The following is a 14,650-nucleotide window of genomic DNA, read 5'->3' as shown; positions in this document are numbered from 1 at the left end:
ACGTGACTGCGGCCTTCGCAAGGCTGGAAGCCAGGGTCAGCCGCGGATCACCTCAAGGCGATCCCGCCCAGCCTCTGTGATGGCGTTCTCCCCTTCATCGCTGATGCGATAACGTCCTGACACCATTTTGGTAATTGAGAACCTGACCAGCCCGCTTTGGGACAAGGCTTGGCCTGCTTCGAAGCGCATTGCCTGCTCCAGGTCGAAGATCTTGATCTCTCCGATTTTGTAGCGTGCAAACGCGACCAAGGCGTTATCCAGTTCTTGTTGACTGATCGTTGTAGCGACTTCCATTCGACCTCCCAGGTCATGAGAGCCCCGGTCCGTGGGGGGTGAAGGCAACGAACCGGGTGGCTTGTTGAAGGCGGACCGTACTATGCAGTCACGGAAGTCGCTACTGGCTTTCCATCCATGCTGGATGGGTAGGCAGCACGACACCCACCACACCTACGGTCACTTCAGGCGCCGTCGCTGGCGGCGGAACGCTTACGGCCTTGATCTGCGTCGTCCTGTTCAGTGCCCGCTGCCCTTTACGCCCGTGCGCTTTGGGGCGAAAAGCTGCCGATCGTGAATGACCGCCATCGACCCGTTATCGGTTGTCCGTTCGCTGTAGGTCGTTCATGGCCTAAAGGAACCCGATTCCAACACCTGTCCCCTGATGACGTGGCCGTGAACCCAACACAGCTAAGTACGCAATACCTGTTCACCAGCATTGGCCGGCAGGCGTACTGCATCAACCAACGCGGCGCAAGCAATCAGGCCGATACCGACAAGCGCCCAGCGGAAGTCGCCCACTGTCATCTCGCTTTCACCCCCCCGCAGCATCGTCGAGACCCTCAGCAGCAGGGCCGCAATCGCAACCCCGAGCGCCATCGCCAGTTGGAAGAACATGCTGAACAGCGTCGACGCCTGGCCCATCTGTGCTTTTGGCACCTCGGCAAACCCGATGGCGTTGTAGGTGGTGAACTGCATGGAACGAGACAGCCCGCCAATGAACAGCACCAGCGCCATCCAGTACCACGGCATGTCCTGCTGCAGGAGCAAGCACGCGAGAATGCAACCGACGCCGATCAAGCCATTGACCAGCAGCACTCGACGAAAGCCGTGGCGGCGCAGCAGCCCGGTGGTGAACGGTTTCATCGCGAGGTTGCCGACGAAGATCGCCAGCACCAGCAACCCGGCATCCACCGGCGAATAGCCGAAACCGATCTGCAGCAACAGCGGAATCAGGAACGGCAAGGCGCTGATCGACAGGCGGAACAACGTGCCGCCGATGATGCTGGCGCGGAACGTGGCGATGCCTAGGGTAGCCAGCGGTAGCAGCGGCGCCGGGTGACGCTGGCAATGGCGAATCGACAGCCAGGTCAGCAGAGCCCCCACGGCCACCAGTGCAGCGCCTGTGCCGAGGCCGTCGCCCGACAGCGAGCCGAGCATCTCCAGGCCCAGCAACCAGGTCGCGCAGGCCGAAGCGAGGAAGACGAAGCCGAGCCAGTCGAAACGGCGCGCTTCACTGGCACGCGTGTTGGGGACCAGCCACCATGCCGCTGCGATGGCCAGCAGGCCGAGCGGGATGTTCAGGTAGAAGATCCACGGCCACGACAGGTGGGTGACGATCAACCCGCCAATCGGTGGGCCGAGCACCGGCGCCACCAACCCGGGCCAGGTGATCACCGCAAGCACCTTCACCAGGTCCTGCTTCTCGGTGGTGCGCAGCACCACCAGACGCCCGACCGGTACCATCAGCGCGCCACCGATGCCTTGCAGCACCCGTGCGGCGACGAAAGTTTCCAAGGTTTGTGCCAATCCGCACAGCCACGAGGCCAGGGTGAACAGGCCAATGGCCCCGGCGAACACCTGGCGCGCGCCGAAGCGATCGGCGACCCAGCCGCTGAGCGGGATGAACACCGCCACCGCCAGCAGGTAGGCGCTGATGCCGATGTTCAGGCTGACCGGGTTCTCGGCGAAGTCACGGGCCATCTGCGGCAGCGCGGTGGCGATGACGGTGGCGTCGAGGTTTTCCATGAAGAAGGTGACGGCGACCAGCAAGGCGATGCCGGTGTTGGGGACTGCGGGGGTGGCCAAGGGTTCAGTTCCTTCTGCAAAAGGAGAGTCTCGATTGTAGGAGCGGGTTTACCCGCGAACACCGGCGCAGCCGGTGCCATGCCCCGCTTCACCTGCTTCGCGGGTAAACCCGCTCAGAGCGCCGAGCCATGCGGCCCTGCTCAGACCATGCTCATCGCCGCACGCAGCGCCAGCAGGTAGGTTTCGACACCAAACCCGCAGATCTGCCCGCGCACCACCTCGGCAAATACCGAGTGATGGCGGAACGGCTCCCTGGCATGGATGTTGGACATGTGCACTTCTACCACCGGCACTTCGATAATGGCCAATGCATCACGAATGCCGTAGCTGTAATGCGTCCAGGCACCGGCATTGATCAGCACCGCATCCACCCGGTCCTCATAGGCCTGATGGATGCGTTCGCACAGGGCGCCCTCGAAGTTGCTCTGGAAGCTCACGACCTGCGCCCCCAGCTCTTCGCCCAGGGCTTGCAACGCCTGGTCGATGTCGGCCAGGGTCGCTGTGCCGTACTGGCGCGGGTCGCGCTTGCCGAACATGTTGTGGTTGATGCCATGCAGCATCAGTACATTGGCGACCATCGACCTACTCCAGGGGAATCGTCAGCTGATTGATCACGGCACGTGTGTCGGGCCGCACCCCGCGCCACCAGGCGAACGCCTCGGCGGCCTGCTCCACCAGCATGCCGACGCCATCGGCCAGGCGCGCCTGGCCCTGCTCGCGGGCCAGGCGCAGGAAAGGCGTGAGGCCTTTGCCATAGGCCAGCTCGTAGGCCAAGGCCGCCTCACCCAGCACATCAGCCGGCAGTGGCGGCAAGTCAGCGGTCAGGCTCGCCGAGGTGGCGTTGACCACGATGTCGAACGATTGCCCTTCCAGCGCTTCGTAGCGGCTGATGCGCAGACGCGGGTGATCGAGCTCGTTACGCAGCGCCAGCGCCTTGGCCATGTCCCGGTTGGCGATCACCAGCTCGCGTGGGCCCGCCTGCAGGAACGGCAGCAACGCCCCGCGCACCGCGCCGCCAGCGCCCAGCAGCAGCACACGGCGGTTGCGCAGCGGCTCGCCAAGGTTCTCTTCGATGTCCCGCAGCAAACCGATGCCATCGAAGTTCTCGGCGACGATGCAGCCATCCTCGAACTTCAGCGCATTGGCCGCCCGTGCCAATTGCGCCCGCTCGCTGCGCCGGTCGGCCAGCTCGAAAGCACGCAGCTTGAACGGGGCAGTGATGTTCATGCCCTTCCCGCCTTCGCTACGAAACTGCAGTACCTGGGCTTCGAAGTCGTCCAGCGAGCCCTCGATAGCCCCGTATTCCAGCTGCTGGTTGCTGGCCTGGGCGAACAGGCCATGAATCAGCGGGGACTTGGTGTGGTTGATCGGTCGGCCGATCACTGCGTAGCGGTCGCTCATCGTGCATCTCCGTGGGTAAACAACACGCCATCCGCCTGCAAGGCAATGATTTCTTCAGTGCTGAAGCCAAGCCCAGCGGCCACTTCGGCGTTGTGCTGGCCAAGGTCCGGGGCTACTTGGTGAATCGTGGTGTCGCAGTCGGAAAAGCGGAACGGCAGGTTGGCCAGGCGCAGCGTGCCGTAGCGTGGGTGCTGCTGCTCGATGACCATGTTGCGTGCCTGGATCTGCGGGTCGGCCAGCACTTCGTCGATGCGTTGAACCTTGGCACTGGGGATGTCGATGCCATCGAGCAACGCGAGGATCTCGGCCACCCGACGCGCGCCAACCCAGTCGCGGACCACCGCCAGGATCGCCTCGCGGTGGGCATTGCGGCCGTTGAGGCTGTGGTAGCGGCGGTCGCTGCCGAACCCGGGCGGGCCGCCGTTGGCTTCGAGCATGGCCGCGAAGCGCTGCCAGGCATCGTCGACCTGGGCGGCGATCACCAGGTCGCCGTCGGTGGCGCGGAACACGCCGTACAGGGTCGAAGTGGGCATGTCGTGGCCGGTCTGCTGGGGCAACACAGTGCCACCGGACAGCGTGTAACACTGCACCGCGTATTCGTGCATCGACACCAGGGTGTCGTACAGCGCCATGTCGATGTGCTGGCCTCGGCCACTGCTCATCCGGCCGAGCAGCGCGGCATTGATCGCCGCCACCGCGTGGATGCCGGTGTACATGTCGCCCAGGGAAATACGCAGCAGCGGCGGTGCCTCGCCCGGCACGCCCACCATCTGCATGATCCCGCTCTTGGCCTCGGCGATCAGGCCGAAGCCGGCGCGGTGGGCGTCCGGCCCGGTATGGCCGTAGGCGGAAATCGAGCAGTACACCAGGCGCGGGTTGCGCGCCGACAGCTCGGCGTAGCCCAGGCCCAGCTTGTCCAGGGCGCCGGGGCGGTAGTTCTCGATGAACACGTCGGCCGAATCGGTCAGGCGCTGCATGAACGCCTTGCCGCGCGGGTCTTTCATGTTGACGCTGACGCCCTGCTTGCCCATGTTCAGCTGCAGGAAATAGCCGCTCTGCTGGTCGTCCAGGGTGAACGCATGCTGGCGGCCAGCGTCGCCGCTACCCGGCCGCTCGACCTTGATCACCTCTGCGCCGAGCGCCGCCAGGCAACGGCCGACATAGGGGCCGGCGAGGAAGTGGCTGTAGTCAATGACGCGGATACCCGCCAATGGCAATGCCTGGCTCATGCTACTGCCCTCCGCGGCACCATCAACCGGTGCTCGCCACGTTGCACGACTTCGCCGTGCTGGTTGATCAGTTCCGAAGGCAGCACCACGATGCCCCAGCCAGGTCGGCTGTTGCTCGGGCGCATCGCCCCCACCCGCATGCGCACGTGGAGCACGTCGTTGACCTTGATCGGCAGCACGAAGTCCCAGGTCCAGCCCAGCGACATGCCCGGTAGGAAGCGGTACTCGCACTGGGTCTTCAGGCCGTCGGCGATCGACAGCCCGAACAGGCCGTGGGCGACCAGGCAGCCAAAGTGGCTGGCGTTGGCGTAGGCCTCATCGACATGTACCGGGGTGTGGTCGCCGGTGAGGTCGGCGTAGGCCAGGATGCGTTCGCGGGTCACGGTGTAGGTCGGGCTGATGCACTCATCGCCTTCGCGGGCATCGTCCCAGTACTTTTCAATCACGCTCATGCCTGCACCTCCGCGCGCGGGTCGATGGCCAGTGCCTGGGCTACGCATTTGGCCGGCAGCGCCTGGATGAACTCCACCGCCAGGCCATCAGGCAGGCGCAGCCAGTTTCGGCCCTGGGGCATCTCACTGACGCCAAAGCGTTGGGCGGCGGCCAGCACCACTTCCAGGTCTTCGCACATGATGCCCAGGTGCGCCAGGCGCCCTTCCGGGCCAGCGAAGTCCGGCTGATGAATGAACTGCAGGCCGCCGAGGGTCCAGTACTGTGCCGGCTGCTCGACGTCACCCTGCACTTCACGCATGGTCATGCCGCACACCTCGCTGAAAAAGCGGATATGCCACTGAATGTCCTGCACCCAGAACGCCACGTGTTCGAGGTAGGCTTTTGACTGGCTCATGGGGTTTCCCTCTTCTGGTGATCGGCCATGGCGCGCTCGATACCCTTGATGCAGGCCACCAGGGTTGCGTTGACCGGCGTGGCCACGCCATGGCGCTGGCCCCAGCGCACGACGGAGCCGTTGATGAAGTCGATTTCGGTGATCGAGTTTTTTTCCAGGCTCTGCAGCATCGAGGTGCGGAAGCTCGCCGGCAGGCCCTCGGCGGCCAGTGACCAGGCAGCCTCGGGGCTGGTCAGGCTCAAGCGGATGCCGGCGCGCTCGGCCACGGCAATGGCCTCGGCCACGGCGGCCTTGGCGGTGCTTTCCAGCAGCGGCTCGCTGTACAGCTGGCCGTAGCTGAGCATGGTGATGCCGCTCAATGCACCGGTGGCGACGTTGACCAGCAGCTTGTCCCACATGGTGCCGAGGATGTTGTCGCTGACCGTGGTGGCCAGCCCGGCATTGTTGAACGCTTCGGCGATGGCCTGCACGCGGGGCGTCAGCTGGCCGTCGAGCTCACCGATGAAAGTCTGTTTGCCGGCCACACCGGCGCGGATCGAGCCCGGTGCGAGGAGCACGCCGCCGACATAGGTCTTGCCAGCCAGCACCCGCTGGCGACCCACCACTTCGGCCAGGATGTCCTCGTGGCCGAGGCCGTTTTGCAGCGACAGCACCAGCGTCTGTGGGCCTATCAGCGCGAGGGCACCGGCGATGGCCTCGGCAGTGTGAAACGACTTCACCAGCACCACCACCAAGTCGGTCACGCCAACGTCTTCGGCTTCGATGGCCGCGTTGACCGGTACATAGCGCTCGCCCCGTTCGTCCTGCACCCGCAGACCATGCTGGTTCATCGCCTCGACATGCGCGCGGCCGCGGTTCAGCAGCCAGGTTTCATGCCCTGCCTCGCTCAGGGCCGCGCCAATGGCGCAACCCAGTGCACCGGCGCCCAGAATGCAGATTTTCACGTCGCAGACCTCCTGTGATTTGCGATCACCTTATGCAGCGGGGTTTATTTGCGCTATACAATGACCTCAATACAGCTATTGAGTATTTCAATAATGACTACCCTGGAGCCCCTGCCCGAACCCAAGCTGCTGCAGCTGTTCGACGTGCTGTACCAATGCCGCAGCGTGACCCGTGCCGCCGAACAGTTAGGGCAGAGCCAGCCGACCATCAGCATCTGGCTGGCGCGCCTGCGCGAGCAATTGAACGACCCGCTGTTCGTGCGTACGCCGGGCGGCATGGCCCCTACCCCCCGCGCCGATCAGCTGATAGGGCCGTGCCGCGAGGTGCTGGAATCGCTGCGCCGGCTGACCGCCTGGGAGCCGCAGTTCATCGCCGCCACAGCGCAGCGGCGTTTTCGCCTGTGTGTCAGCGATGCCAGCCACATCACCTTGCTGCCCAGCATCCTCAACCATCTGCGCAGCCATGCACCGGGCATCCGCCTGGAGGCGGCGCGGATCGACGGCAATACCGAGAGCGCGCTGGAGTCGGGCGAAGCGGACCTGGCCATCGGCTTCGTGCCCTGGCTGGGAGGGGGGATGTATCAGCAGGTGCTGTTCGAGCAGGACTGGGTGTGCCTGAGCAACCCGCAGCATCCGCGCCTGGGCGATGGCATGAGCCTGGAGCGGTATCGGGCCGAGGGGCATGTGCAGATCAGTTTCGGCACCGGGCAGAAGCTGCTGGAAGCGGGATTGGCGCGGGCCGGGATAGAACGGCGGATCATGCTCGAGCTGCCAGCGTTTCTCGGGTTAGGGATGATAATCGGGACTACCGATCTCCTGGGCACCTTGCCGCGGCATATCGGGCAGACACTGGCCGATATGCATGGGCTACAGGTCCATGACTGCCCGTTCGAAGTGGAGGGGTTCACGGTCAAACAGCATTGGCATGCCCGCTATCATCAGGACAATGGAAATCGATGGTTGAGGGAAGTCGTTCGCGGATTGTTTCAGTAAGCCCGCCAAGCAGGCTCCCGTTTCGACTTGGATAGCAGGTCTGATTCAAGCCATCCGCTCTGGCCGCGCGCCTATCTTCGCGAAGGATGGGCTTGGGTCGTAAATTGACATTCACGACCGGCCGCTTTCGACCCATTGCCGCCTTTCGCGACAGGCAGCTAACGGCCAGAAGCGGACGTTCGGGTAGGACGAGGTCCCGACTGAAAACGGCTATACAATCTGATACCAGCGCTGTCAGGGCGAAATTCCTTTACTTGATTCCCATCCTCGCTCTACTGCTCAAAGGTATCGGACGGCCACTAGCGGGCCACTCTATGAAATGCTGGCGTCAGTGGGTTTTATTGATAACCGGAGGTTTCCAGCTGCCGTCGATGATGCCCTGCTTACCCCAGTAGGCACGGATGTCCGCCAGGAGTCATCAGAAGCATTGATTACAGCAGGGCGAAGGGCCACCATAGGGCCAGTCGAGGAAGCACATGAAATCTGCAGGAAGCTCACATGCAAAGCATGTACACCTTTTTCGGGCTCCGTCCGGAAGTCCTTTCTGTATCAGATAGGCAGGTAAAAATCCGTCTCGAATTCTATCCCAGAGGTTATAGATCAACGTTTGCGAAGATTGCACTTTAGCTTTCATGGTGGGGCTTCAACCTTTATTAGTTATCTTATCCGTCCTATCGCCTCACCTTTACTTAGGCTTAATAGATAACTCAAGGAAATGGCAAAAGGTATTCATATGCAGCTCTGTTTTGTAGTGGGACGTAACGGCATAGGAAAAAGTCAGTATTTGATTGAACAAGCTCAAAAAAATGAAGCCTCTGGTACAATTTTGGTTTGCAACACAATCCATGACAAATCGCAAAAACTAAAACTTACCAAACGATTTTCTGCCAAAAACCCCGCATCTCGCCCCAATACCATAATTAAGTCCATACTCAAAAAAATGTTATCGGAAGGTTCACATCGACTGAACCAAATGGCAAGAGTTCTCAACTATTGTGGCTACGCGCCATACCTGCGCGTGCGAGTCACAGCGACTAGCAGCTACTTGACGGCTTTCTCTTCCCCTTACAAGCAAGATCACCGCTTGGATATTTTAAAGGTCGCGTCAGGGATATTTCGCCAAGATCATTCAGCAGAATTTCATATAAACTTTGATGAAGACTTTAAAGTTTCCGACCTTTCCATCTTAGAAGTCTTACTCAATGAGGAGTCCGAACTCAGAAAAAACAGAATTATTAACCCGATAGAGATAAGTCTAATCAACCAAGATAGGATGTACATCCCGCTTCAGCATGCTAGTTCCGGTCAATTGAGCCTAATCACCTCATTCATGTTCATTCTGAGTGAAGTTAAAGATGCAAAGCACGTCTTTATTGACGAGCCCGAGAACAGTCTGCACCCTCTATGGCAACGAGAATATGTATCAATGTTATTGGGGTTGCTGGGGTATCATGAAGTCGAGGTCACGATCGCCACTCACTCGCCCTTGATCGTCACCGGCGCGCAACTTAACACCGATATCGGATGCGTGTTTTACCATCCCGAAAATGATAGCTTTAGCAACTCTGATGCCATCAACATTGAGGAAACGCTCTGGGAGCAATTTGAAACCGTTCCTCCGGAAAGCCGATACTTGAGCGAGAAAATTTCGTCGGTACTTGGGAAGCTAGCATCACGCAAAGCGACGTTGGAAGATACGTTATCTTTCCTGAAAAATGCGGAAAGCTCTTCATTTGACCCCCGTCAACACGACGTGTTTGAAGCCGCACGAAAGTTAGCCTTTCAAATTCAGGAAAATAACAATTGATATACGACGCGCACACTCCCGCACTCTCCACATTTCTTCTCTCAAAAGAAGAGCAAGATGCGATTGAGTACGTACTCACTCTCAAGGACTCCTGGACGCTAGAGCAGGATGAAATGAAACCAGTTCTAGCGGTAATAAAATCTCTTCGGGGAAGAATAAAATCTTTCCACTTGGATCGACAGCATAATCTCTGCTGCTACTGTCGTACAAATTTATGGGGTGGCAGTAACTTTATGGTAGATCGAGAACACATCGTACCGAAAAGTCACTGCAAAGCACTTACCTATGTAATTTCGAATTTATCCGTTGCTTGCAAAAGATGCAACATGGAAATAAAGAAAGACAAGGTCGCCATATTAAAAGATGCTAAAACCATCCATGCCCACCACGCAGACAAAGATGCATATCGTATTATTCATCCAAATTACGAGCGTTACGAAGATTTTATATTAAGACTTCAAGAGCAGGAAGGCACAGCCATGCTTGTCCAGTTTTCTCTTTTGAATGATGATCCTAAGGCATTATATACTTACGAATTTTTCAAATTAAATGATCTTGAAGTCGACACTATTGATCAGGCTCAAGGCATAGCTCCGCCGGCACCCCCAGATAAATTGATGCTGGATGCATTGATGGCGAAGTTGAACAACCAGCCTGAGGTTGTTAAGGCTTTACTTGCAATGCTACCCGATTCACCCATCGATAAGTCTGGGGGTACGCTAGCCACGCTTAAGAACACCTCAGGTACTATGCTAACCGCCCTGTCCGAAGAGCTGAAACAGGATGATGACCCGCTTAGTCTGATTGATCCTTTTCTACACGAGCTTATAACGTCGATGCGACTACCTGCTCCAGACCCCAAGCCCATGTTGGCCCTGCCGTCGCCCAGCAGTCCGGACAGCGACACAGATGCTCAAGGCTGAGCATCCACGTATTGATGAAGTGCGCGACGCGCCCAACAAGCCTGGCCAGAGAGAACCCGTGCATGGGCATCGTAAATTGCCCCAAGTTTCTTAGAGATCTACCAACCTCTTTGCCACCCCTCATGCTGGGCCGCACCAACCTGTTTTTGGCGGGCGTCGCATCTGAGGCAATGGTAGTTTCTGGTCGATTTTTGCCTGTCGCCACCGTCAGCTTTGGGTCGAGCAGTCAGTCGCGAACGGCTGCAATCGACCCATTATAGATAGTCCGTTCCACCTTCAACGATACTGGTAACGGCCACAAGTGGTTGAGCAACTGCGCTTCACACCTCACTAGCCAAAGGGATTGCCCAACCATAAAGTGTTGAAGGAATGAAAGGCTGACTACGGGATCAATGCAGTAGAGTGCTGATTGGCGCAGAAATGCAGATCGGTTGAAACTGGAGCCTAACCCCCAGGGTCGAAAGCCCCCTTGCTTCCGACCCTTGGTTATTTATCTGGTTTCTCAGCTTGCCTCTACAAGTTCAATTAGGCGCAAATAGCGTGTATCCGATTGAAGGCTGGGCGCACTCTCAACTACCAATGCAAGTATGCTCGGTAATTCGTAAGGAGGTCGGGTCAGCACGCATGGAGTAACTGCGTCCATCAGATCGAGCGTAACTTCAGGATGAAGAACGGCAATCGGTTTTTCATTACCAATAACCTGGGTAAATCGGTAAAACGGATGGTCACTTATCTCCACCGGCACCAAAAATTTCTTAACCGCCTCATACACCTTCGGAAAATATTCGCCCGTGTCATCGAGTAGGCCGATCCATGCTTTTATCGAAGCGGAGGTCCTATATCGGCGTTCCCTTGGCCAATCCATATTAATGAAAGGAATCACGTGCTCCACCCAACCGTTCTTATTCTGCTTCCCAACTAGCCCCAACCAGAAAATGAACTGATTTCGCTCATCATCGGACATATCCCGAATCACCGAGCGCATTTCGATTCGCGTAAGCCCGCTTGGGCTGTCCGGATGAAAAATCCTCATCAACCCCAACCATTGAGAGGCTACCTGAGATAGATTGCGCTCCCAAGACAAACCGTTGATCCAAGGAATTAAATTAAGCAATAGCGGCTTAATGACCTCTGCCAACTCAGGTGCGGGCATATCTGCATGAAGAAATCCATTCCAAGCAGGCTCTGAGACTGGATGATCGAAGGACAACATCGGGATAAGTTTATGCTTAGTCCAAACCGGATCGACAAACATAAGCCAATTCAATTCACGAGCCACGATAGAAACAGCGTGATCTGCGCCCTCTCCCTGGGCAGAAAAGAGCCTTTCAACACGAGATTTTATGTTGACTAGAATTAACGAATTCGCGCCCTGCCGACTACCTGGAACTGCATGAAGAAGAGCGGCTGCGCACATACCAACGGGACCATTGATCGCATAGCTGTAAGTTCGACGTGATCGCTCGACAACCTTTCCACCACAGCGAACCTCACCCACCCCGCTCTCAGTAGCACCAGCATCACCACTAAAAATTCCGTCAACAACATTATCATACACAGCCCAAGCGAGGGCACTATCAAAATCCAAGGCAGCCCTAATATTTTGCTCTAGCCATCTTGTCAATACGTATCGCAGCTCGACAACAGCCACGTTCGGAAGGCGCGCCAGTCTATTTATAAATAACCGCTTCATTCTGGGGGAAATATCCGCTGGAATATCGCTGATCATGGAGTTCCAGAACGCAGTTGGGTATTCACCTCTCTTACCTTCAAATGTTAATGCAGAAAGCGCCTTCCTAGGGTTAGTCTTCACCAACCCTGCAAAAGGTCGCTTATCAGTAAAGCTGTCGAAGTCTCGCTGATGGTCTTCTTTAGCCTTGGAGATCACTTCGTTAACGGGAATATTCATAAGTTTGTCGGGAGTTTCGTCAGTACCCACCCAACCTACCCTCGAACCATGTATGGTTACTGTAGAGGTTGCCCAACCGTCGCTCCACTCAGGAATCCCGCCAATGATTTCCTTAAGCCGCTGACTGAGTTCGCAATCCAAATTGCAGCCCTGAATTTCGAGATATCGAGCATACTTGGCCGCAATCCTATCTCTGGCTTCATGAAACTCTTCATCAGACCAGTGAGATTGCTGATCAGGACCGGCGATAATCCGCTCCGCAATTCTTCTCTGGTAATCATTTGGAAACTGTGCCCACCGATCAGTAAGCAAAAAAAGCAATTCACGAACCACGTCAGTGTCCCACAATGCCTCCTGACTCAAGCCCAAAACCGCCTGCGCCACATGATCCGCATCAAAGACATCAACCTTACTAAATGCGTATAACTTTAACTTCCTAAAGAAAAATTGATCATTCATAGACCAGGTAGTTGCGTGCGCTCTTGCAATCTCTGGCCATATGGAAGCCATTCTATCAAAAAGCTGAACGAACCAAATCATAGGCTCAGCTGTACTTGTGACCCGCTCGCGCCCACCTATATCACGCCCTGGATAACAGGTGGGTGTGTCGAAAAATTTAACATCGACATCTTCCAGCAAACTGGATACAACAGTCAACTGTTGCTCCAAAATCCCAAATACCTGGCTTAACTGACTATCTGGAACCTGTAACTCTTCATTATGTCGATCAAGGAACGAGACCTCAAACCGTCCCAAGTCGTCATAATCTATTTCCTCCCAAGATGCTGATGGAGGCATTGACTTCCCTAAGCCAGATGGGAGGCTAATCTGCAATTTTGGCGTCGCGAACCTCCGAAACTCTCGTAGGGCATTAGGAGTCCAACCTTCTGCGTCAATCAAGTTTTTAAAGTCAAACCACTCACCATTCCATCGACGATTGCGAGGATCTTGATGATGCTCAACAATTAGCCGCCATAAATGACGAGCACGTTCGTTGAGGGGGTTGGAATGCCTCAGATGCCACTGAATTTGGTGAAGCAACCTAGGATGCAGTCCATTCTGGCGAACTGCCCACCAAGCCAAAACAGGACTATTGATAGACTTGCAAATCCAAGATATAAGGTGACCAAGCCTTTTGGGCGTACTCTCTAAGCCCTCTACCTGCCGCCCACCTAAACGATGGGAGTCGTGTGGGTTATCATCCTCCTCTCGCCACACAAGAATATTGTCATTATTGACCCCTTGCCTGCGCTCATTTTCAGAGATGTCTATCAGGTCATCATCAATCCCATAATGGATAACAGGATCAAATATTTCTCTTTTACTCCCATAACCGCTACTCTTCTCGGCTGATCGGACATTAGCATCCATCACGCATATCCACTCTGGATGTGGTACAGGCTCAGCCTCTGAAAACGCTCTCGCACCCTGTACAGTGCGAAGCACATGAGCAACTTGACCTCGCTCATGTGGCATCAACTCCTTTGGGTCCCTCTGACTCTTAGCAATCGTGGATAAACGCCACTTGCGCGGATCATCGGACCTCTCAGCCCAAGCCTCCATGCTTTTCCACAAGTCTGAGTGATCGGCATAAGCGATACCAGTAACACCTCGATCACGCCATTTGACTTCGACGTCTTCAACTGCCCCCCGGTCAAAGGCATAGAGCTTGGATCGATCATATTGGCCATCATGATTCAGCCCCTGAAGCAGATACTTTACCGGCGGATCTTCGGCCTTGTAACCAACCAGAACAACCGTATAACGCTCAAGGAGATGCCTAATGAAGTTTGTCGCCCACCCCTCTGAAAGATAGGCCCGCCCGAAATCGGCGCTACTTAAAACATAAGGGTGACTTTCTGCGGCTGTTTCTACTAGCCTTCCGTGTAGATAGGTAATACCTTCTATATTCAAACCAAAATTCAGATTTGGGAAAGCAGGAGGAACATGCAACTTCAGTTGCCCAGAGCTCCCCGGCAACTCAAATAACCTATCAAAATTTGTCGTTACAATCTGTGGCATTCCACTCTGACTAGAAGAAATGCGTTTTATAAGGTTGTGTTCCCGCCCAAAATTATGACCTTCCAAAGAAACACTTAACCGCTCTGTGACCAGGGCATTAACCTCATCCTTGCCATACTCTAAATGAAGAAGGTTAAAAATTTGGTCCAGCGGCACGTTCGAATCGGACTCACTAATCAACCACGGTAGAAACGAAGTCATAATTTCCGAATCGTCAGGCGGACCGAAGAAATCGATGACGTATTGAGTCAGCCCGATAAATGTGGGCATTCCAGACGGAATTGATACTCCTGCACCACATAGAAACACCACGCGACCGGCATCGCAACGTTCTAGTAAAACATCTGGTATCGAGGGACCACTGGCGTAAAATCTCATAAGTCAACACACCACTAAAATATATAGCGCCTCTTAGGGAGGGCTGTTAGGGATCGTTAGCGGTCATTCATGACCGCCCCTCCCGCCCCAGAGATTCCTTTCGTGGAGGCTGTCG

At 56.3% G+C, this 14,650-nt stretch carries 12 protein-coding genes; 3 read left to right on the top strand and 9 right to left on the bottom strand.

What is annotated here, in order from left to right:
- Positions 1–36: 36 nt before the first annotated feature.
- The 8 genes from V6093_RS03220 to V6093_RS03185 form a co-directional block, all read right to left on the bottom strand.
- Entirely contained in the window at positions 37–294 is a 258-nt protein-coding gene (locus tag V6093_RS03220) for a hypothetical protein (RefSeq protein WP_003248248.1), read from the bottom strand.
- 390 nt (positions 295–684) lie between these two features.
- Positions 685–2,082, bottom strand: coding sequence for an MFS transporter (locus V6093_RS03215; protein WP_070096537.1), 1,398 nt, complete (start codon positions 2,080–2,082; stop codon positions 685–687).
- Positions 2,083–2,222: 140 nt separating this feature from the next.
- Positions 2,223–2,660, bottom strand: a complete 438-nt coding sequence (gene aroQ, locus V6093_RS03210; protein ID WP_003248245.1) for a type II 3-dehydroquinate dehydratase — start codon at positions 2,658–2,660, stop codon at positions 2,223–2,225.
- Positions 2,661–2,664: 4 nt separating this feature from the next.
- Entirely contained in the window at positions 2,665–3,483 is an 819-nt protein-coding gene (gene aroE / locus V6093_RS03205) for a shikimate dehydrogenase (protein WP_014756512.1), read from the bottom strand.
- Positions 3,480–4,712: a CaiB/BaiF CoA-transferase family protein gene (locus V6093_RS03200; RefSeq protein WP_047604899.1), complete on the bottom strand. Its 1,233-nt coding sequence runs from the start codon at positions 4,710–4,712 to the stop codon at positions 3,480–3,482. Before V6093_RS03200 ends, aroE begins: the two co-directional genes overlap by 4 nt.
- Entirely contained in the window at positions 4,709–5,164 is a 456-nt protein-coding gene (locus V6093_RS03195) for a MaoC/PaaZ C-terminal domain-containing protein (RefSeq protein ID WP_019751728.1), read from the bottom strand. The genes V6093_RS03200 and V6093_RS03195 overlap by 4 nt, the downstream gene beginning before the upstream one ends.
- The gene (locus tag V6093_RS03190) at positions 5,161–5,559 is read right to left on the bottom strand and encodes a VOC family protein (protein WP_060537965.1); all 399 of its coding nucleotides are present in this window, start codon (positions 5,557–5,559) and stop codon (positions 5,161–5,163) included. The genes V6093_RS03195 and V6093_RS03190 overlap by 4 nt, the downstream gene beginning before the upstream one ends.
- Positions 5,556–6,503, bottom strand: coding sequence for a ketopantoate reductase family protein (locus V6093_RS03185; protein WP_104961800.1), 948 nt, complete (start codon positions 6,501–6,503; stop codon positions 5,556–5,558). The genes V6093_RS03190 and V6093_RS03185 overlap by 4 nt, the downstream gene beginning before the upstream one ends.
- Positions 6,504–6,596: 93 nt before the next feature.
- On the opposite strand from V6093_RS03185, the gene V6093_RS03180 reads away from it, so the two are divergent.
- The 3 genes from V6093_RS03180 (at position 6,597) to V6093_RS03170 (ending at position 10,226) form a co-directional block, all read left to right on the top strand.
- The gene (locus V6093_RS03180) at positions 6,597–7,496 is read left to right on the top strand and encodes a LysR family transcriptional regulator (protein ID WP_041168429.1); all 900 of its coding nucleotides are present in this window, start codon (positions 6,597–6,599) and stop codon (positions 7,494–7,496) included.
- 733 nt (positions 7,497–8,229) lie between these two features.
- Positions 8,230–9,303 (top strand): AAA family ATPase, encoded by a 1,074-nt coding sequence (locus V6093_RS03175; protein WP_406669698.1) that lies wholly within the window; start codon positions 8,230–8,232, stop codon positions 9,301–9,303.
- Positions 9,304–9,629: 326 nt separating this feature from the next.
- Positions 9,630–10,226, top strand: a complete 597-nt coding sequence (locus V6093_RS03170) for a hypothetical protein (protein WP_265978821.1) — start codon at positions 9,630–9,632, stop codon at positions 10,224–10,226.
- Positions 10,227–10,728: 502 nt separating this feature from the next.
- Here the strand turns inward: V6093_RS03170 and V6093_RS03165 are convergent.
- Positions 10,729–14,535 (bottom strand): SIR2 family protein, encoded by a 3,807-nt coding sequence (locus V6093_RS03165; protein WP_265978823.1) that lies wholly within the window; start codon positions 14,533–14,535, stop codon positions 10,729–10,731.
- Positions 14,536–14,650 lie beyond the last annotated feature (115 nt).

This window comes from Pseudomonas putida group bacterium ESBL64 (genome assembly GCF_045277175.1).
Taxonomy (GTDB): domain Bacteria; phylum Pseudomonadota; class Gammaproteobacteria; order Pseudomonadales; family Pseudomonadaceae; genus Aquipseudomonas; species Aquipseudomonas alloputida.
This window is presented reverse-complemented; position numbering and strand designations above follow the sequence as displayed.